This window comes from Pseudomonas sp. BF-R-26 (assembly GCF_019947395.1).
GTDB classification, from domain to species: Bacteria; Pseudomonadota; Gammaproteobacteria; order Pseudomonadales; family Pseudomonadaceae; genus Aquipseudomonas; species Aquipseudomonas farris.
In genome coordinates, this window is record NZ_JAGYGK010000008.1 from 14,623 (window position 1) to 34,362 (window position 19,740).

At 56.4% G+C, this 19,740-nt stretch carries 19 protein-coding genes and 1 pseudogene; 12 read left to right on the forward strand and 8 right to left on the reverse strand.

The window, feature by feature from the left end; translation table 11 throughout:
- Window positions 1-166: 166 nt before the first annotated feature.
- From KGB18_RS13150 to KGB18_RS13160, 3 genes are all read left to right on the forward strand, one after another.
- Window positions 167-463, forward strand: a complete 297-nt coding sequence (locus KGB18_RS13150) for a hypothetical protein (RefSeq protein ID WP_123722101.1) — start codon at window positions 167-169, stop codon at window positions 461-463.
- A 437-nt stretch (window positions 464-900) separates the two neighbouring features.
- Window positions 901-1,380, forward strand: coding sequence for a hypothetical protein (locus KGB18_RS13155; RefSeq protein WP_052963067.1), 480 nt, complete (start codon window positions 901-903; stop codon window positions 1,378-1,380).
- Window positions 1,381-1,392: 12 nt separating this feature from the next.
- The gene (locus KGB18_RS13160; RefSeq protein WP_080370383.1) at window positions 1,393-1,626 is read left to right on the forward strand and encodes a hypothetical protein; all 234 of its coding nucleotides are present in this window, start codon (window positions 1,393-1,395) and stop codon (window positions 1,624-1,626) included.
- Between the two features lie 130 nt (window positions 1,627-1,756).
- On the opposite strand, the gene fabV is transcribed toward KGB18_RS13160, so the two are convergent.
- Together fabV and KGB18_RS13170 are read right to left on the reverse strand one after the other, a co-directional pair.
- On the reverse strand, window positions 1,757-2,953 hold the full coding sequence (gene fabV / locus KGB18_RS13165) for an enoyl-ACP reductase FabV (RefSeq protein ID WP_223570078.1): 1,197 nt from the start codon (window positions 2,951-2,953) through the stop codon (window positions 1,757-1,759).
- A gap of 212 nt (window positions 2,954-3,165) precedes the next feature.
- A pseudogene (locus KGB18_RS13170) lies at window positions 3,166-3,345 on the reverse strand (integrase); the annotation flags it as partial.
- Between the two features lie 359 nt (window positions 3,346-3,704).
- Between KGB18_RS13170 and KGB18_RS13175 the strand changes: the two are divergent.
- Entirely contained in the window at window positions 3,705-4,367 is a 663-nt protein-coding gene (locus KGB18_RS13175) for an SMI1/KNR4 family protein (RefSeq protein ID WP_223570079.1), read from the forward strand.
- Window positions 4,368-4,425: 58 nt separating this feature from the next.
- Entirely contained in the window at window positions 4,426-4,851 is a 426-nt protein-coding gene (locus KGB18_RS13180) for a GNAT family N-acetyltransferase (RefSeq protein ID WP_223570080.1), read from the forward strand.
- Between the two features lie 97 nt (window positions 4,852-4,948).
- On the opposite strand, the gene KGB18_RS13185 is transcribed toward KGB18_RS13180, so the two are convergent.
- The 3 genes from KGB18_RS13185 to KGB18_RS13195 form a co-directional block, all read right to left on the reverse strand.
- The gene (locus tag KGB18_RS13185; protein ID WP_123722096.1) at window positions 4,949-5,455 is read right to left on the reverse strand and encodes a hypothetical protein; all 507 of its coding nucleotides are present in this window, start codon (window positions 5,453-5,455) and stop codon (window positions 4,949-4,951) included.
- 241 nt (window positions 5,456-5,696) lie between these two features.
- Entirely contained in the window at window positions 5,697-6,392 is a 696-nt protein-coding gene (locus tag KGB18_RS13190) for a tRNA (adenine(22)-N(1))-methyltransferase (protein ID WP_315972427.1), read from the reverse strand.
- A gap of 118 nt (window positions 6,393-6,510) precedes the next feature.
- Window positions 6,511-7,698 carry a XylR family transcriptional regulator gene (locus KGB18_RS13195; protein WP_223570081.1) on the reverse strand — a complete coding sequence of 396 codons (1,188 nt, stop codon included), beginning with the start codon at window positions 7,696-7,698 and terminating at the stop codon, window positions 6,511-6,513.
- A gap of 169 nt (window positions 7,699-7,867) precedes the next feature.
- On the opposite strand from KGB18_RS13195, the gene xylA reads away from it, so the two are divergent.
- The 4 genes from xylA (at window position 7,868) to KGB18_RS13215 (ending at window position 13,161) form a co-directional block, all read left to right on the forward strand.
- Window positions 7,868-9,184, forward strand: coding sequence for a xylose isomerase (gene xylA / locus KGB18_RS13200; RefSeq protein WP_123722093.1), 1,317 nt, complete (start codon window positions 7,868-7,870; stop codon window positions 9,182-9,184).
- 144 nt (window positions 9,185-9,328) lie between these two features.
- Entirely contained in the window at window positions 9,329-10,330 is a 1,002-nt protein-coding gene (gene xylF / locus KGB18_RS13205; protein WP_123722092.1) for a D-xylose ABC transporter substrate-binding protein, read from the forward strand.
- A 125-nt stretch (window positions 10,331-10,455) separates the two neighbouring features.
- The gene (gene xylG / locus KGB18_RS13210; protein ID WP_223570082.1) at window positions 10,456-12,012 is read left to right on the forward strand and encodes a D-xylose ABC transporter ATP-binding protein; all 1,557 of its coding nucleotides are present in this window, start codon (window positions 10,456-10,458) and stop codon (window positions 12,010-12,012) included.
- Entirely contained in the window at window positions 12,013-13,161 is a 1,149-nt protein-coding gene (locus KGB18_RS13215) for a sugar ABC transporter permease (protein ID WP_201060888.1), read from the forward strand.
- 56 nt (window positions 13,162-13,217) lie between these two features.
- Here KGB18_RS13215 and KGB18_RS13220 read toward each other — a convergent pair whose 3' ends face one another.
- The gene (locus KGB18_RS13220; protein WP_223570083.1) at window positions 13,218-14,225 is read right to left on the reverse strand and encodes an aldo/keto reductase; all 1,008 of its coding nucleotides are present in this window, start codon (window positions 14,223-14,225) and stop codon (window positions 13,218-13,220) included.
- A 92-nt stretch (window positions 14,226-14,317) separates the two neighbouring features.
- Between KGB18_RS13220 and KGB18_RS13225 the strand changes: the two genes are divergently transcribed.
- Window positions 14,318-15,220, forward strand: a complete 903-nt coding sequence (locus KGB18_RS13225) for a LysR family transcriptional regulator (RefSeq protein ID WP_123722088.1) — start codon at window positions 14,318-14,320, stop codon at window positions 15,218-15,220.
- Window positions 15,221-15,247: 27 nt separating this feature from the next.
- On the opposite strand, the gene KGB18_RS13230 is transcribed toward KGB18_RS13225, so the two are convergent.
- On the reverse strand, window positions 15,248-15,844 hold the full coding sequence (locus KGB18_RS13230; protein ID WP_223570084.1) for a DUF4157 domain-containing protein: 597 nt from the start codon (window positions 15,842-15,844) through the stop codon (window positions 15,248-15,250).
- A 341-nt stretch (window positions 15,845-16,185) separates the two neighbouring features.
- On the opposite strand from KGB18_RS13230, the gene KGB18_RS13235 reads away from it, so the two are divergent.
- Window positions 16,186-16,629 carry a hypothetical protein gene (locus KGB18_RS13235; RefSeq protein WP_223570085.1) on the forward strand — a complete coding sequence of 148 codons (444 nt, stop codon included), beginning with the start codon at window positions 16,186-16,188 and terminating at the stop codon, window positions 16,627-16,629.
- 298 nt (window positions 16,630-16,927) lie between these two features.
- Here KGB18_RS13235 and KGB18_RS13240 read toward each other — a convergent pair whose 3' ends face one another.
- Window positions 16,928-18,301 carry a transposase gene (locus KGB18_RS13240; RefSeq protein WP_223570086.1) on the reverse strand — a complete coding sequence of 458 codons (1,374 nt, stop codon included), beginning with the start codon at window positions 18,299-18,301 and terminating at the stop codon, window positions 16,928-16,930.
- 293 nt (window positions 18,302-18,594) lie between these two features.
- Here KGB18_RS13240 and KGB18_RS13245 point away from each other — a divergent pair, with 293 nt between their 5' ends.
- Window positions 18,595-19,647 carry an alpha/beta hydrolase family protein gene (locus tag KGB18_RS13245; protein WP_223570087.1) on the forward strand — a complete coding sequence of 351 codons (1,053 nt, stop codon included), beginning with the start codon at window positions 18,595-18,597 and terminating at the stop codon, window positions 19,645-19,647.
- The last annotated feature ends 93 nt before the right edge of the window (window positions 19,648-19,740 follow it).

Here is a 19,740-nt window from a genome sequence, read left to right on the forward strand (position 1 = left end):
CGACAATGGATCTTGTCACCTTTGTCTCGTTTCCCTTTAGGCATGTCGTGTTTATCGCGAACGCCGTGATAATTAACAAGATCGTTTATGCGAAAGCCTGTCGCGTTCGAACGCGGCATGTCATGCCACCCAACAATAGTTATTAGCCTTATATGAGATCTCGCACTTGAAAAAAATAATATTAACCGGATGTATTACCTTGGTCTTAACTGGCTGCACCTTTACGGGCGCCAATGAAATTGCTCCTGGTCAATACATGATCACAAGCCATGGCAGTATCTTCAACTCTAGAGAAGGCTTGTTAGAAAACATAAACCAGAAAGCCGCAAAAGTTTGTAATGGGAAGTCTTACCATCTGGAAGGTGACTCAGGCGCTAATATGGTCATCGCCACTCCAACTCAGATTGGCAGTACTCCAACCACAGTCCTTGGACTAAAAGCAATTTGCGAAGATGGCAGTTAATAGCCTAACGATGCGCCAAAATTGCTCACATCGGTCACTTGGTCAATGTCTGTCAAACACGACCGGCCGTTAGGGTCGATTCCTGCCAGTCATGACAGGCAGGCATCGGCCAAAAGCAGCCTTTATGATCCTCGCTACACATTGCGCCGATCTCAAAGGTGGAAGCTGTAGGAGGGAGGTTTTTTGGTGATGCGGGCGGCTTGCTCTGCTCTGGAGCTGGGGCTTGCTCGCGATAGCGGTCCAACTCCCAACCGGTCAATCACTGCCAAAACTGATAAGGACGCCGCTATGCTCGACTCCCTGGAAAAAATGCTCGCCAAGGGTGCCTGCTTAACTGACCGGCATTCACCGCTCCCCGCTCCAGCCAGATGAAATGATTTGAATCCAATACGCTCGTTGTAGAGAATCGCTACCTTCACCTCAAAAGGAAACGAGGGATGAAGTTCGAAGGGACTTTCCAATACATGGGCAATCACGGGATCGTCTTCAACATCTCGCAGATCACCCTCACCGACAGCGAACGTGGGCGCCTGCGCGAGCTGCATTTTGGCGAGGCAAAAAACGCCCACTATGAGGTCAACAGCAAGGTCGTCGAGGTGTACGACAAGATGCTGGCCAAAAACCTGCCATGCTTGATGATGATCGGCATCTCCAAGCCGTTGACCCGGCAACAGGGCGATGCCCTCAACGCCCAGCGCACCACAATCGCCAACCTTGCAGCCACGGCCTTCACTGCCGCCGCCAAGGCCGTGGCCCCCTCTTACGTGGCGATATCTGTAGGGGCCGGTGTGCGCACGTATGCCAATGAAATCCTACCCACCTACCATGCTGGCGACGTACTGGTCAGCATCGAGGCGCAGGTCAACGGCGGTATCGGCCCGCAACGCACCCTCTCGACATTGATCATCAAGACCTGACTGGAGACGTACATGTCCGTAATTACTCAATTGGTCATTGCCTTGGTGTTGTCCTTTCTGCTCGATCAATTCCTCAAACCGTATCTGCTACGCAAGTGGCTAGGAGTGGTGTTGGTGGCGGCGGGTGCGGTTGGCTGCGTTGTGGCAGGTCAGATCCGCTTGTTGGGGTTTGATCTGGGGTTGCTGTCGGTTTTTGCCGTGGCGATGGGGATGGGATTGTTCATGAAGCGGCGGCGGTTTGAGTAGGTTGGCTGAGCGAGAAAGGCGGACGGATTTCTGAAAAATAAATCAGTCCCCTTTTTCCTTCCGTTACAACCCCTCTTGAGCAGCAGCTGCCTCTGCATGAGGCATCGAGGCAGCTATCCGTACTTACGACCTAAGCCTGGAACAGGTTGGAAATCTTGACGTCCGGATCTACCTCAGCCTCGTAGTCAACCCCTTCGATCCCGAAACCGAAGAGACGCAGAAACTCCGCTTTGTAACCGGCAAAGTCAGTTAATTCATAGAGGTTATCGCTGCTGACCTGATCCCAGAGTTGCTTGACGCGGTCCTGGACTTCGGGAGCCAGCTCCTTGTAGTCCGCACGCAGGCGGCCCTCTTCATCCATCACTGGAGAATGGCCGTACAAGCTGTCTTTGTAGAGCGCATAGACCTGCTCGATACACCCCTCGTGTGTGCCTTGCGCCTTCATGACTTTAAACAACAATGACAGATACAGCGGCATGATCGGGATAGCTGAACTTGCCTGGGTAACCACCGCTTTCAATACCGAGACCCGCGCATCGCCCCCCAGAACAGCCAACCGTTCACGGATACCAAGGACTTTCTGATCCAGGTCCTTCTTGGCCGCACCAATGGAGCCATTCCAATAGATGTCATGAGTCAGCTTTTCGCCCAGGTAAGTGAACGCGGTCGTTTTCGCCCCTTCAGCCAGAACACCTGCTTCGTGCAGGGCATCGATCCACATCTGCCAGTCTTCGCCCCCCATCACGGCCACCGTGCCATCGATTTCGTGTTGGGTCGCGGGTTGTAGCGTGGTGTCCTTGACCACTTCCTTATCAGTATCCAGACCCCGCAGGGTCACGGCCTTGTCGAGCGGCTTGAGGGTAGAACTGAATACTTCACCCGTCTTGGGGTGTGTCCGGCGCGGTGCGGCAAGACTGTAAACAACCAGGTCGACCTTCCCGAGGTCGCGCTTGATAACGTCGATAGTCTTCTGTTTGATCTCATCGGAAAAAGCATCGCCGTTGATGCTCTTGGCGTAGAGGCCGTCGGACTCGGCAAACGTGTGAAAGGCCGCTGTGTTGTACCAGCCGGCGGTGCCGAGCTTGCCCTCATCGCCTTCACGTTCGAAAAACACACCGAGAGTGCTGGCGCCACAACCAAAAGCTGCCGTTATCCGCGCAGCAAGTCCGTATCCGGTCGATGCACCGATCACGAGTACGCTCTTTGGCCCTCCGGTGATCAATCCTTTCGTAGTAACGTAATCGATCTGATTCCTGACGTTGGCTTCGCAGCCAGTGGGGTGGGTAGTCACACAGACAAAGCCGCGAACGCGCGGTTTAATGATCATAAAAGTTCTCCCTCTTCCAGGATGAGAGCCAACCTTGGCTACAAAGTTATAGACGCCTGGAAAGCTGGAGCGTCACGATGAAAGATCTGCAGCGATTGATGCCTCGCCAAGCAATGCTTGAACAAATCCTTCCTTCTGGTCATATGGCATTGGCCGACCTCGAGCCTGGCAAGAGACTGCGACGGTCTAGCCTCGACCGTTGCAGTGGGTGGTCAGACGTCCGTCTGTTCTGCCATTTCCAGGGCGTCATCGACCTCGATCCCCAGGTATCTGCCGGTACATTCAAGCTTCGTACGGCCAAGCAGGAGTTGCACTACTCTCAGGTTCTTCGTCCTGCGATAGATTAGCGATACCTTGGTTCTCCATAGCGTGTGGGTACCGTACATGGTTGGTGTGTCCTGCATCGGCAACCTCTCTACGAAAGTCGTTAGGTTCAGCGGTTGTTACGGAGTGCCCATTGGTTCGCGCAAATGGACGGAATCCGTGTGTCAGTCCGCACTTGGCCGTTTTTGACTATCTATCGCCACCGGCAGATGGGTCGTTTTCAGCCGGTCGCCACAGGCAGAAAACGGCCAAAAGCGGTCATTGGATTTAGGATGCTTGCGCCTCTAGTTGTAGCTTTGTAGGATCCCGCGAGCGAACCGACAATAGCGGTTCACATGAACTGCAGATCAAGCCTGGAAATCGAGGGCGTTGATTTAGATTCCGAGACTTCGATTGCGCTGCTATCAGATATGGAGATTCTTCTACTTTGAATTATGGACAAGCTGTTGCAGTCGTCGAAGCCTTTCAAAATCTTGCACACAGAATTGACATTGAATTTCCAGAACGCCTCGCAGCACTCATGGGAATAGCACATACCCCCCCATCAAAGGCTGCACTGAGTAGCCTTGAAGATTTTCACTGGCTCGATGCCGAAGAAGCAGAACGAGAAATCAATGAGTGGCTTAACCCTGATGACCAGCAAGGTCTAACCTTTCTTCCCTTTGCGGCTACAGGCGGCGGTGAGCCTTACTGCCTGGTTCGATTGGAAAACGGGACTTCGGGGATTGCTCAGGTACTTCATTTTGCTCAGCCATCTCCACTTGCCCATGCCGATATCTCGTCGTTCGTGACAAGGGAATACGTGCGCGTCGCTACAGACTTATCTTGGCTACCGCCTCAAATAGACTTCAGTGTCGCACTGAAAAGTGAAGTGGCATTGATCAAAACGGCTTTACTACCCGCAGACTATGCGCTTCTTGAAGCCCTGTTTAGTCGACAGTGTGTCGCCATGAATTACCAGGCTGGCCCTCGAGGCATCTCGAAAATTGTCAAAGCCTTCATCTCTCAAGAAGAAGAGGAATCGCTAACCGCCCGACTACGCCATCCGAACCCAATCGAGTTCGAAGCTCTTCGTGCTTGGATGCGCTGAATGTGGTTCCACCAGGAACCGAGATGGACCCAGTTACTCATAGCTCAGGGAGAGCGTCATGTCTGTAGAGATCCAGCTTTCGGAAAACGCGACTGAAGCAGAGCGGTTAGGAATTTTGACCCCTTTGCTGGCCCATAATCTGGCCAACGGTGGGGACGACGCCCATGAAACATTTGCTCTGTTGCTACGAGACCCTGACAGTAATGAAGTTATTGGCGGGCTGTACGGCAAGGTCTCATATCGATGGCTGCTCATCGATCTTGTCAGCGTTCCCGAGTCGATGCGTGGCCAAGGTATCGGAGAGCGACTAATGCGCATGGCCGAAGAGGTCGCGCAGAAAAAGAACTGCACTGGTATCTGGCTGGAAACCTTCAGCTTTCAGGCACCCGGCTTTTATCAAAAACTTGGCTATTCCGAATTCGGACGCCTGGGAGACTATCCACCGGGACATACCCGGCTCTATTACCAGAAGTCGTTGTGCTGACAGCATTTTGGATCTTGGCCCGATAGCTGCGTCGTAGCGGGCAGCAAACGGCCAGAAGCGCACGTTCACAATCCTGCAAGCGAAAAAAACTAACAGCCTATCGCACAGCCACCCTTGCGGGCCAAATCCAACTCAGGAACCCGGCTGTAAACTCAAGCAGCTCTCGGTTGATCTGGTCGATTGTTCCAAATGTCCCGCTTTCAGCCAGACTGTAGGCGTCGTCGAAGTATCCGCACGGGCTAAGAGCGTCGGGAAAATTACAGTTCGCCTTAATCCAAGACCGATACATTCCCTCGGCTAAAACCTTTCCGAAGTCAGGGGCATCGAGAAGTTTTTTATGTGCTGCAGCTAATACGTAGGGCAGTATCTCTGCACTGCTCATGGACGGTGTTACGACTCGCAGTAATTGGCTTGCCGTGTCGAACCGGTTTGATTTACCCATCAGAGCAAGCTCTATCAGCTCATAAGGAGGACTAGCTTGGCCATTTATCTCTTCATCCGCCCAGCGAACGATGTCAGGAACTTCAAGGACATGGAGCTCTAACGCCTCTTTTAAGTACGCGACCTGAATGCTCATGCTGGGGTTATATGCGGATTCTGTCATGCAGCCCTCCGGTTTTACTTACCATTTGGTACTAGCCGGACAGTGGCTTGCAGCCGGTTGCTTAACGAGGTGTCAGGCTTGCTTATTCAGTTTTTTGCCAGCGTCAAGCAAGACTGAAAGCTTTGTGTCGAATGGACTGCGAAAGCACTTTCCGAGATGAGCATTGAAGCAACAGCTCGGATAGGTTGTGGTCAACAGGAAATCCTTCGTCCAGCCATTTGATCGCAAGCACACCGTGAGTTCAAGCCAGCAGTTCGCTGATCCACCGGGCCTGCCGGGCGATGTCTTGCACCTTCTCCTCGGGCACGGCCTGTCGCGCCTGGGCGAAGTTGGTCAGCGTCTTCTGCTTCTGGCGCAACATGCGCTGCCACTTGGACAGGAACGCCGGGCTGCGTGCCTGCATCTGCAGCGGGCCGAAGTACAGCTCCTCGGCGGTGTACATCACCGGCCCGTCGCGCTCGGCGACGATGATCTCGTAGTAGAAGCGATTTTCCCGCAGCACGTCCTCGCAGAGGATGCGGTAGCCATTTTCCATCAGCCATTGGCGCAGTGGCTGCTCGCCGCCGTTGGGCTGCAGGATCAGGCGCTCCTGGCCGTTCAGGCGTGCCTTGCCGCTGTCGAGGATGTCGCGGATCGTCTCGCCGCCCATGCCGCAGATGCTGATCGCCGTGATCCCGTCACCCGGCTCGATCGCCGCCAGGCCATTGGCCAGGCGCACGGTGATCCGCTGGTCCAGGCCGTTCTCACGCACGGTGCGTTCGGCCGAGCAGAACGGCGTCAATGCCACCTCGCCGGCCACCGCCGTCGCGATGGCACCACGGCGCATCAACGCCACCGGCAGGTAGCCGTGATCCGAGCCGATATCGGCCAGGCGCGCACCTGCTGGCACATGCGCTGCCACGCGTTCCAGGCGCATGGACAATGTCTGTTCGTTCAACTGCAGTTCCTTTTCACCACGAGTGTCCGGCACCTTTGGCCGGATCGGGGGGAGATTCTGTAGAGCAACGCCGTACATTTCAAATTTATGCGACCAGGGCGATGACTCACCCCAACGATCACTGCATCGCAACGCTGGCGCCCTGCTGGTATTCACGGGGCGTACAGCCAAACTCGCGACGGAACACTGTGTGCAGATACTGCGCAGATTTGAAGCCGCAGTTGTGCGCGATGTCTGCAATCGCTGAATCGCTGTTCTCCAGCCCGCTGGTCGCTGCCGCCAGTTTGAAGCGCAGGATCTCGTCATGCACGCTGCAGCCTCGCACTTTGCGAAAGTGCGACTCCAGCGATGAGCGCGACACGCCGACATAAGCCGCCACCTGCGCCGTCTTGATGCCCTGGCAGGCATATTGACGAATGAACAGCAGCGCCTGCATGACGTAGGGGTCACCTAATGGTTGATGCAGACTTGATACCTGCACGTTGATCGAATCAGGGGGTATCAGTATTTGCGTGCCCGTGGACGGCATGCCGTGCAGCATCTGATGGAGCAGATGCGCGGCGGTTCGCCCCATGGTTTCGGTGCCCTGGATGACCGAGCTCAGTGGCACCCGGGTCAGGCTGCGGGTCAGCGGATCGTTGTCGATGCCGATCAACGCCACCTGCTCCGGCACGGCGATCCCCGCGGTCAGGCAGGCTTGCAGTAGCTGTCGGGCGCGCGCGTCACTGACGGCGATGATGCCGATGGGTTTGGGCAGGCTCTGCAGCCAGGCGATCTGCTGTTCGACGGCGCTGTCCCAGAGCGGCGCGCTGGTGCCCATGCCGCGATAGACCTCCGCGTGCAGGCCATCGCGTTGCATCAGCTGGCGAAAGGCTTTTTCCCGTTCCTGAGCCCAACGATTGGCTTGTGCTTCAGGCAGGCTGAAGCAGGCAAAACGCGTCAGCCCGGCTTCGATCAGGTGCTCATACGCCAGCGTCATCAGCGCGGTATTGTCGGTGGCGACGTACGGAATACCTTTCGGATAGGCTCGCACATCCTGATAAGAACCGCCCACCGCCACCACGGGCAACTTGATTGCGTACAGCGCCTCGCCAATCAACGGGTCGTCGAAGTCGGCAATGATCCCGTCACCCTGCCAGCGCTCGATCCCTTTCAACCGGCAGAGGAAATCCTCCTCAAGAAACAAGTCCCAGGATGCGCGGGTGCTGCTCAGGTAGTTGCCGATGCCACTGATGATGCCGCGGTCGTAGATCTTGCTGCCATTGAACAGCAGTGCGATGCGGTGAACGGGCGGTACGGTTTTCATTGTTCTTGTCCTGGGCCGGTCAACACCGAGGCGGTCGGCACAGACTAGGCGTGCATACGACGAATCTCAATACTCAAAATCGCACCCTGTGTTGGTGACTTTCATAATCAGCAGCCACAAGGCCGTTGCTAGTATCGAGACACCGCCAAGAACAACAAGGACATTGCCAATGCCGTACTTTCCCGATGTCGACAAGATTCTCTACGAAGGCCCCGCCAGCGACTCTCCCCTCGCCTTCCGCCACTACGATGCCAACAAGCTTATCCTCGGCAAACCGATGCGCGAGCACCTGCGCATGGCTGTCTGCTATTGGCACACCTTCGTCTGGCCGGGCTCCGATGTGTTCGGTGCAGGTACCTTCAAGCGCCCGTGGCAGCAAGCTGCAGATCCGATGGAGATGGCGATCGGCAAGGCGGATGCTGCATTCGAGTTCTTCTCCAAACTTGGTATCGACTACTACTGCTTCCACGATACGGATGTCGCCCCGGAAGGCAGTTCGCTAAAGGATTACCGCAACCACTTCGCGCAGATGATCGACCACCTGGAGCGCCATCAGGAACAGAGCGGGATCAAGCTGCTGTGGGGAACTGCCAACTGCTTCAGCAACCCGCGCTTCGCCGCAGGAGCCGCCAGCAACCCGGACCCGCAAGTGTTCGCCTGTGCCGCCGCTCAGGTATTCAGCGCCTTGAACGCTACCCAGCGCCTCAAAGGATCCAACTACGTGTTGTGGGGCGGTCGCGAGGGCTACGAAACCCTGCTCAACACCGACTTGAAACGCGAACGCGAACAACTGGGTCGCTTCATGCGCATGGTAGTCGAGCATAAGCACAAGATCGGTTTCAAAGGTGACTTGCTGATCGAACCCAAGCCGCAGGAGCCGACCAAGCACCAATACGATTACGACAGCGCCACCGTCTTTGGCTTTCTGCATCAGTTCGGCCTGGAAAACGAAATCAAGGTCAACATCGAGGCCAACCATGCGACCCTGGCGGGTCATAGCTTCCATCACGAAATCGCAACGGCAGCCTCGTTGGGGATCTTCGGCAGCATCGACGCCAACCGTGGTGATCCGCAGAACGGCTGGGATACTGACCAGTTTCCCAATAGCGTCGAAGAGATGACCCTGGCCACCTACGAAATTCTCAAAGTCGGTGGTTTCAAGAATGGCGGGTTCAACTTCGACTCCAAGGTTCGCCGCCAAAGCCTCGACGAGATCGATCTGTTCCATGGCCACGTCGCCGCGATGGACGTCCTCGCCCTGTCCCTGGAGCGTGCAGCGGCCATGGTGCAGAACGACCGACTCCAGCAATTCAAGGATCAACGCTATGCCGGCTGGCAGCAGCCATTGGGGTTGGCGGTACTGGCGGGTGAGTTCAGCCTCCAATCACTGGCCGAACACGCCTTCGCCAACGAACTGAATCCGCAGGCCGTCAGCGGCAGGCAGGAGATGCTCGAAAACGTCGTGAACCGGTTTATCTACAACTGACGGTCAACAAAGTCCGCTGGCGGCGCTGTGACATTCGCGCGACAAATCTATGCCCGCGGCACTTGGCGACTCTCTACAGTTCTACCGGCACGATACTCATCGTCAGGCAGTGTCTTTCAAACAACAATAAAAGGACGCACCATCATGAAGAAACTAAAACGCACGCTACTCGCCGGCGCCCTGTCTTTGCTATCACTTTCGGTCATGGCCGATTCTGCCCACCCGAAAATCGGTTTCTCCATTGATGACCTGCGGCTGGAACGTTGGTCACGTGACCGGGACTACTTCGTCGCGGCGGCGGAAAAAATGGACGCCAAGGTCTTCGTGCAATCGGCCGATGCCAACGAGCAAAAGCAGATTTCGCAAATCGAAAACCTCATCTCCCGTGGCGTCGATGTGATCGTCATCGTGCCATTCAACGCCACCGTACTGACCAATGCCGTCGCCGAAGCCAAGAAGGCCGGAATCAAGGTTGTGTCCTATGACCGCCTGATCCTCAACGCCGATATCGACGCCTACATTTCCTTCGATAACGAAAAGGTCGGCGAGATGCAGGCCAGCGGCGTGCTGCAAGCAGCGCCCAAGGGCAACTACTTTTTGCTTGGTGGCGCGCCGACCGACAACAACGCGAAGGTCCTGCGCGAAGGTCAGATGAAAGTGCTGCAACCGGCCATCGACAAGGGTGATATCAAAATCGTCGGCCAACAGTGGGTGAAGGAATGGAACCCCACCGAAGCGCTGAGCATTGTCGAAAATGCCCTGACCCGCAACGACAACAAGATTGATGGCATCGTCGCCTCCAACGACGCCACTGCCGGCGGTGCCATCCAGGCACTGGCCGCGCAGAAATTGGCCGGCAAGGTGCCGATCTCGGGTCAGGACGCGGACCTGGCAGCGGTCAAGCGAGTGATCAATGGCACTCAGACCATGACCGTCTACAAGCCGCTGAAACTCATCGCCTCTGAAGCCGCCAAGCTGTCAGTGCAACTGGCGCGTAACGAGAAACCCACCTACAGCTCGCAGTACGACAATGGCAGTAAAAAAGTCGACACCATCTTGCTCACCCCGACCCCATTGACCAAGGACAACATCGACCTGCTGGAACAGGACGGGTTCTACACCAAGGCGCAGATTGCCGGACAGTGATCCATCGAGCAATACAGACTCGAGAGCAAGCTTGAGTGCAATCCTGCGGGGCGAGCCAATTCGTTCCCGCAGGGTTGACCTCCCGTCTGTTGCTTATGTGTGAGCCCTTTGTGTGAGCCCTCGCCATGTCCGACTACCTGCTGCAAATGAACGGCATCGTCAAAACCTTCGGCGGTGTCAAAGCCCTCAATGGCATCGACATCAGGGTCAAGCCCGGTGAATGCGTGGGACTGTGCGGCGAGAACGGCGCCGGTAAATCCACGCTGATGAAAATTCTGTCGGCGGTCTACCCCTACGGTACGTGGGATGGTGAAATCCTCTGGGACGGCCAGCCGCTCAAGGCGCAATCGATCAGCGAAACCGAGGCCGCCGGTATCGTCATCATTCATCAGGAATTGACGCTGGTTCCCGACCTGTCGGTGGCCGAAAACATTTTCATGGGCCATGAGCTGACGCTGCCCGGCGGGCGCATGAATTACCCGGCGATGATCCACCGCGCCGAAGCCCTGATGCGTGAACTGAAAGTGCCGGACATGAACGTATCGCTACCGGTTTCGCAGTACGGCGGTGGCTACCAGCAACTGGTGGAAATCGCCAAGGCACTGAACAAGCAAGCGCGTCTGCTGATCCTCGATGAGCCCTCATCGGCCCTGACCCGTTCGGAAATCGAGGTGCTGCTGGATATCATCCGCGACCTTAAGTCCAAGGGCGTTGCCTGCGTTTACATCTCTCACAAGCTTGATGAAGTGGCCGCCGTATGCGACACCATTTCGGTGATCCGTGACGGCCAACACATCGCCACGACCGCCATGGCGGACATGGACATTCCAAAGATCATCACTCAAATGGTCGGACGGGAAATGAGCAACCTCTACCCCACCGAGCCCCACGACATTGGCGAAGTGATTTTCGAGGCGCGCCACGTCACCTGCTACGACGTCGACACCCCGAAACGCAAACGGGTCGACGACATTTCGTTCGTCCTCAAACGCGGTGAAATCCTCGGCATCGCCGGCCTGGTCGGCGCCGGACGCACGGAGCTGGTGTCGGCGCTGTTCGGCGCTTACCCCGGTCGCCACGAAGGTGAGGTCTGGCTGGACGGCAAACCGATCGACACGCGCACGCCGCGCAAATCAATCCGCGCCGGCCTGGGCATGGTGCCCGAGGACCGCAAGCGCCAGGGCATCATTCCGGATCTGGGAGTCGGCCAGAACATCACCCTGGCCGTGCTGGACAATTACTCGAAACTGACCCGCATCGACGCCGAAGCCGAACTGGGTAGCATCGACCGCGAAATCTCGCGCATGCACCTTAAAACCGCGAGCCCGTTCCTGCCAATCACCAGCCTCTCTGGCGGCAATCAACAAAAAGCCGTGTTGGCGAAAATGCTTTTGACCAAACCCCGGGTACTGATTCTCGATGAGCCTACCCGAGGTGTGGACGTCGGCGCTAAGTACGAAATCTACAAGTTGATGGGGGCGCTGGCGGCCGACGGCGTGTCGATCATCATGGTGTCCTCAGAGCTGGCCGAAGTGCTCGGCGTCTCCGACCGCGTCCTGGTGATCGGCGAAGGCCAGTTGCGCGGCGACTTCATCAACCACGAACTCACCCAGAAACAGGTGCTCGCCGCCGCGCTCAGCCAACCCGCTGGCCATCACCCTAATGATCGGAAATCCGTGTAGATGAATCAGATCAAACAGCTCTTCACCCGCTACAAAATGCTCGCGCTAGTGATTGCTGTGGCGATTATCTGGCTGTTCTTCAGTTGGCAGACCGAGGGCGGATTTCTGACCCCGCGCAACCTCTCCAATCTGCTGCGGCAGATGTCCATCACCGGGATTCTCGCCTGCGGCATGGTGCTGGTCATCATCAGCGGCGAGATCGATTTATCGGTCGGCTCATTGCTGGGTCTGCTGGGTGGACTGGCGGCGATTCTCGACGTGGTCTATCACATACCGCTATTGGCGAACCTGAGCCTGGTCGCCCTGTGCGGATTGATGATCGGTTTGGCTAACGGCTACATGACTGCCTACCTGCGGATCCCTTCTTTCATCGTCGGGCTGGGTGGCATGTTGGCCTTTCGCGGCATCCTGCTGGGAATTACCGGCGGCACCACCATCGCCCCGGTATCGCCGGAGCTGGTCTACGTTGGCCAGGGTTATCTGCCGCACGCGGTAGGCACCGGCTTGGGCGTGCTGCTGTTCGCGCTGACACTTTTGCTGACCTGGAAACAACGCCGCAATCGTGCTCTCCACGGCCTGGCGGCACACTCGATGATGCGTGACGTATTGCGCGTGGTGTTGATCGGCGCGGTACTGGCCGGGTTCGTCTATACCCTCAACAGCTACGACGGGATTCCGGTTCCGGTGCTGCTTCTGCTGATTCTACTGGGCGTGTTCAGCTACGTGACCAGCCAGACCGTCTTCGGAAGACGCGTCTATTCAGTGGGCAGCAACATGGAAGCCACGCGCCTGTCGGGTATCAACGTGCAGGCCGTGAAGCTGTGGATTTTCGGGATCATGGGCGTGATGTGTGCCCTCGCCGGCGTGGTCAATACTGCCCGCCTGGCCGCCGGCTCACCCTCGGCCGGCAGCATGGGCGAACTCGACGCCATCGCCGCCTGCTTCATCGGCGGCACCTCCATGCGCGGTGGCTCCGGCACAGTCTACGGCGCCCTTCTCGGCGCGTTGGTCATCACCAGTCTGGATAACGGCATGTCCATGCTCGACGTAGACAGCTACTGGCAGATGATTGTCAAAGGCAGCATTCTGGTGTTAGCCGTATGGGTCGATGTGAGCACCCGGACCGGGCGCTATTCGGCCAGCCGATGATCGAGCTCATGAACGACAAGATTGACCGGCGAACGCTCACCCTCTGTTCAACAGAGTCAGGCGGCGCCGGGGACATTTGTTCCCATGCCTGAGGGTAGGAACGGTCGAATTTCGTCGATTTCCGCGGCGCTAAGGCGCAGCTCCGAGGCTGCAATCAGCCCGTCTACTTGTGCGGGACGGCGGGCTCCGACAATGGCGCCCGTCACTACAGGTTGGCGAAGTACCCAAGAGATGGCGACCGCCGCAGCGCTCACCCCGTGCCTTTCTCCAATACGCGCCATGACGTCAACCAATGCCAGGTTCGCACTCAAACGGGGCTCCTGAAAATCAGCACTTCGGGCCTTGCGCCAATCGTCTTCGGGCAATTGCGAGATGCGTTCACGCGTCATGCTGCCGGACAGTAGCCCCGATTGAAGTGTGGAATAGGCAAGGACACCCAACCCGGCCTGTTCACAGAATGGCAGGACGTCTTTCTCGATGTCCCGCATCAAGGCGGAGTACGGCGGCTGGAGCGAAACGATCTCTGTCACCGCCTGCGCCCGCTTGAGTTGAGCGACATCGAAATTCGATACGCCGATAGCGCGAATTTTTCCTTGATCGCGCGCGGCTGCCAAAGCCGAAAGCGCCATTTCAATACCTTCACTGCTTGCGTCGGCAGGAAAGGCAGGCCAGTGGATCTGATACAGATCGATAGTCTCGACTTGGAGCCTGCGCAAGCTTGCGTCGATCTCGGCGAGCAAGGATTGGGGGACCAGGGAGTGCGAAATCTGCTTCGTGACCGGGTCCCAGACCAGGCTGCCTTTGGTGAACACCAAAGGACGCCGCGAGACCGGCACCCGACGCAGCAATTGCCCCACCAGTTGCTCCGCATGGCCCAAGCCATAAACCGCAGCGGTGTCAATCCAGTTCACGCCGCGTTCGACGGCATATTCAAGTGCACTCAGGCTGTCCTTGTCATCCTGCGCTCCCCAACTGTATTCCCAGCCGGCGCCGGCGATTGCCCATGTCCCCAAGCCAATAGGCGAAATCAGGAATTCCGATGATCCAAGACGATTCTTTTGCATAGCGACCTCTCCACAAATGATGTGAGAAGTATCCGGGAGAGATCTGATGACGATAAGATAGGTAATCGTATTTGAACTACTGAACGACATTCATGAGTAATCACCCCGATCTCTCTGAACTCGATGCCTTTGCCGCCGTCGCTCGCCATCGCAGCTTTCGCAAGGCAGCCGACGAGCGTGGCGTGTCGGCTTCCGCGTTGAGTCACGCGATGCGAGCGTTGGAGACACGCCTGGGCATCAGGCTGCTGAACCGAACCACTCGTAGCGTGACCCCGACCGAGGCCGGCCAGCAGCTATTGGCGACGCTGGTCCCGACCCTGCACCAGGTTGCCGATGTATTGGCGCAATTGACCTCGATGCAGGAAGTGCCCGCTGGCAAACTTCGCCTCAACGTGGCGCGCCCGGCGGCTCGTATCGTGTTTGCGAAAGTACTTGCGCCCTTCGTGGCCCGGTATCCACGTATTCAGTTGGACCTGATCACCGACGATGGATTGACCGATATCGTGAACGGCGGATTTGACGCTGGAGTCCGTTTTGGTGAAAGCCTGGCCGGTGACATGATCGCAGTCCCTGTCGGCGCACCTCAATCGTTCGTGACGGTTGCTTCGGATACCTATCTGGCCGCAAAGGGGATCGCCCAAGCCCCCCGCAACTTGCTCGAGCATTCGTGCATTGCCAGGCGTTTTCCCAGTGGCAAGCTTTACGCCTGGGAGTATCAAGCAGACGGTCAACCGATACGGTTGTCCGTCACAGGCCCGCTCATTCTGGAAGACGATGCGCTGATGATCCAGGCGGCGAAAGATGGCGCTGGTATTGCCTATGTCTACGAGGAGCTGGCGCGCGACGAAATCCGCAAAGGGCATCTCAGAGAAATACTCCAGGAATGGAAAGCACCGCCAAGCCGATTCTTTCTTTATTACTCCAGCCGGCGCCATCTGCCACCGGCCTTGAAAGCGCTCATCGACTTCATCAAAGCGGGTGACTTGCGAAACTGATTCAGAACCATCCCGACCGGCAGCTTTTCAGTAAGTCCCTTCCCGCACCCACCGTCTGACCTCAGCCTGTATGGCATAAGCCGGCGCCTCCACAGCATTGAAATCTTGCGTATACCGCTGGGCAAATCCTTCTACCCCCCATTCCTGATACTGCTGCACATGCTTCAGTTCGTGAGCCCAGAGCGCGATGTTCTGTTCTGCGGTTTGAGCGTCCCGGAAGAGGATGATGTCGATCAGCGTCACGGCACCGACATCGGGGTTTTGCAGCATGGCAGTGGCGGCGTTGAATTGGCCGTTGTCGCTAACTCTGTAGCGTGCGGTATCGAGAACGCTGGGGGCGTACCAGCGCAGCAGTTGCTCGCGGATGTGCGGTGGAATGGGTTGGATGCCGGCGTTGGTTGCTTCAGCGCGGGCTTGGGTCAGCCACAGCACCAAGGCAGGTGCCGCGATCTGGTAGATGCCATCAGGCAGGGGACCGAGCACCTGTCCCACGTCTGGCAGGCAGATGCAGCCATCCAGGCACACTTGTTTCTCACCCGCTGGGCAGGCGTTGGTCTGGGCTGGCACTTCAAGCGTCAGGCAAAGAACAAACAGCGCCACCAGGCGCGTGGTGATGGGCGGCATTGGGCGCTCCAGGGACGGACGCAGCGCGAACAGTGAGTCACAATTGATCGACGACCCGGCATAGCTTTAGCGTAGTCCCGAACCAAGCGCTCCCAGGATAATCGCAGGAAGTGACAGACCATCTTTTCTGCGAATCTCCCACTTTAGTAGACACGCGTCTGCGACAGCTGTTGGCTGGTACCAGCTCGTCGTGACAGGCAGAAATCGGCCAATTGCGGTCGCTGATCAAAGCAGCTGGCTTGACAGAATCCGTAACTGCGTCTTTAAGAAATGAATAGCTCACGCATTCTCTTAATCCTTCCACTTCAACGCCACGCCACGCCACGCCAAGTGAGAATTTCATGCTTCCCAATACAATAAAAAGATCCAACACAAACAGAGAGTGGCTTAAGCCACAATTTTACAAGAATTTTGAACTAATAAAACTGGACGGCATTCTTCTAAGGGGAGATTCTTTTATCGATGGCACCCATCACGAGGTTCTGATAAAACTAGTGAATGGAGTGAACATCAGAGTATCCAGGACGAATGGTGAGGATACATTCCAAATCGGAGCTTACGAAACCGATGGCAATGGCTATACCGTAAACACCCTAAAATCTTTTAGTAGCAAGGGCGGGCTCATGTGCAAGGATGTAATAAAAGCTTTTAAAAAAATCCACAGCCTGCACCCTCGTTACGATCAAGCTGATTGCCAAGTTTTCGCTAGAAAAGTAATTTTAGAAATCTCTGATGCCAAACTAACAGACTTCAACATATCTGAACTTGAAGATGATTTTATGTGATTTATTGTCGTCTGATTTTTTCTGCAGTTTTTTCATCATTGAACCTCTTGACAATACAAGCTCTAGATATCCTAAAAGGTTATAGGAAAACCGAATTGCCCCTGATTTGCTAGAAGGGTCCGACTGTCTCCTTTTGGCCGATTCTGTTGAAAAAGTCGAATTTTCAGATCGCCTGAACTCAGGCACGACCACCACCGGAGAACCTACTCACCACATCGAGTGGTTTTTCGGCCCTTCGGTGACCTTTGCTGCTCTGTTATTGGGTTAATTTGAGGTTTTTTGCTTGGTGCAGGCGCACCTATCCCGTGACTGGTGGCCCTTGAGATGAAAATTTGGCCAGCCGTCGCAGGTTCTGCACCGCAGCGGCCAGCGTGAATTCATCCGTCGCGCCACTCATGCCACGTAGCCGCAGGCGATCCAATTTCAGGATGCGCTTGAGGTGGGCAAACAACATTTCGACCTTTTTACGTTCGTGGCGAGAGCGCTGATATACCGGCGTTGCTGCAATGCGCCGAGCCACATCGCGAGCGGCTTCATGGACGCTGCGAGCGATCTTACGGAACGCTGTGTTCGGGCAGCACTTGGCTTTCATCGGACACGTAGCGCAGTCGGTCTGCCGGGATCGGAAGATAATGGTGTTGGCTTTGGTGACGTGTGAACGCTCATTCTTGAAGGCTCGCCATTCGCTGCGCAATGGGTTGCCGGCCGGGCAGCGGTATTCCTCAGCCTCTTCATTCCAGTGGAAATCGTTGCTCGAAAAACTGTCGTTCTTGCGCTCGGTTTTGTCCCACACCGGCACATGCGGCTCGATGTCTTTTTCCTCCACCATCCAGGCCAGCATCGGCGCTGTACCGTAAGCAGTATCGCCAATGAGGCGCTCCGGCTTGATGTCGAACTGCGCTTCGACCCGTTCGATCATCGTCTTGGTGCTCTCGACTTCTGCGGTTCGATGAGCCGGTGTGGGTTCCACATCCATGATCACGCCGTGCTCGGTATCGATCAGATAATTCGTGGAGTAAGCGTAGAAAGCTGGGCCTCCTGGAGCAGCGGTCCAGCGGGCTTGAGGATCCGTCAGCGACAGGCGCTTCGGCAGCGTTTCGGCCAAAGCCTCTTCATCAAGTGCCTCAAGGTACTCACGCACGGCGCGGGTGCTCAGAACCGGATCGCTCCAGTTGACCGGTTCACCACCCGGTACGCCGCGCTGCCGACTCGAATCCGCTTTGATAATGCTGGCGTCCACGGCAAAGACTTCGCCCTTGACCAGACCGGCGTCCATGCAGCGACGCAGCACTTCATTGAACAACCAGCGAAACAGATCACTGTCCCGAAAACGGCCGTGTCGATTTTTGGAAAAGGTCGAGTGGTTGGGGACTTCATCTTCAAGGCTCAACCGGCAGAACCAGCGATACGCCAGGTTCAAATGGGCCTCTTCGCACAACCGCCGTTCGGAGCGGATGCCATAGCAGTAGCCGACGATCAGCATGCGGATCATCAGTTCAGGATCAATCGACGGACGCCCAATCGGGCTATAGAAATCGGCGAGGTAATGGCGCAGGTCGCTCAGATCAAGACACCGATCAATGCTGCGTAGAAGGTGAGTGGCTGGGATGTGATCTTCAAGGTTGAACGAGTAAAACAGCCGCTCCTGCCCACTCGATAACTGTCCCATCATGTTGCGTGCTTCCCTGCTGGTCAATGCGGAGATTTTGCCGGAGGCCAGCCAGGGGAGCTACTTTTTCAACAGGATCGGCCAATAGCGGCCCTTCGGACTTGCCCCGAAAGCCCGGCGGCTGACCGGTCAATGCAGATAACGGAAACTATGCATGTCAGTCGGAGTATCGGCTTTAATGTCGGTGCAGATTCACCTGCTCACGGCGCAGGATTTCTATAATTTGCGAGATGTGATGCACGCTATCGGTGGGTTCCAGGTTCTGAACCCCTATCTAAATCAAGGAAGACAACCCATTGAAAACAGCTCTCGGCGCCCTGCTTTTAACCTGTCTGACGACCAGCGCTCTCGCTGACGTCAACTCTGTCGGCTTCCAATCCGACACCCTGCCGGACCCACACAATGAGCGTCCGCTGGAGATGGTCGTCTGGTATCCCAGTACAACGACCGTCACCCCACAGTTGATCGGCGACGATGTGGTGTTTGTCGGTGCTTCTGCGGTTCGCAACGCGCCACCCTCTGCTGGCGAGCACCCATTGGTGGTGCTCTCCCATGGATTCAGAGGCAATTGGAACAATCAGAACTGGTTGGCGAGTGCATTGGCCCATAAGGGTTACATTGTCGCAGCGGTCAACCACCCCGGCACCACGACCCATGATCGAAGCCCGCAAGCGGCGGCGCAGTTATGGCAGCGGCCCATTGACCTGCATCGGGCCATTGAGGCGGTCATCACTCAACCTGAAAAATTTGGCGTGGTCACAAAGCGTCAAATTGCTGTAGTAGGCCATTCACTCGGCGGCTGGACTGCAATGGAGATCGCCGGCGCTCGTTTCGACCCGGCCCTGTTTGCCCGTGACTGCAAACTCCATCCGCAGTTATCCAGTTGCACCAATTATCAAAAGATCAACCCTGAGAGTACTCCGGCATTAAAGGCTGGTCTGGCCGGCGATTTGCGCGATCAACGCGTCACCGCTGTGGTTTCTTTGGACCTGGGACTCTCGCGCGGGATGACAGATGAGAGCCTTGCGGCACTGCCGGTGCCGGTGCTAGTTATCGCTGCCGGCGCACCATCGGTGGAACTGCCTGCTCAGTTGGAGTCCGCTAACCTGGCCACACGCCTGCCCCAAGCGTCCAGCCGCTATGTCGAGATAAGTGACGCCAGCCATTTCAGCTTCTTGTCGATTTGCAAACCAGGTGCAGTGGCATTGCTCGAAGAGGACATTCCTGGCGATGGCATCATTTGCGGGGATGGCGACAATGCTCGCCCGCGCGAGGTAATCCAACAGCAGGTTACGTCACTGATCACCGAGTTTTTGACGCAGTCCGCGAACAACAAAGTGGAGCTCTAGGATTGCTGGCACTCGGCAACTCAGCAGACCTGAAATTTGCGTAGGACCGCAATTTTTGTGTCGAATCCAGCCACCTATTACGATCAAAAACGT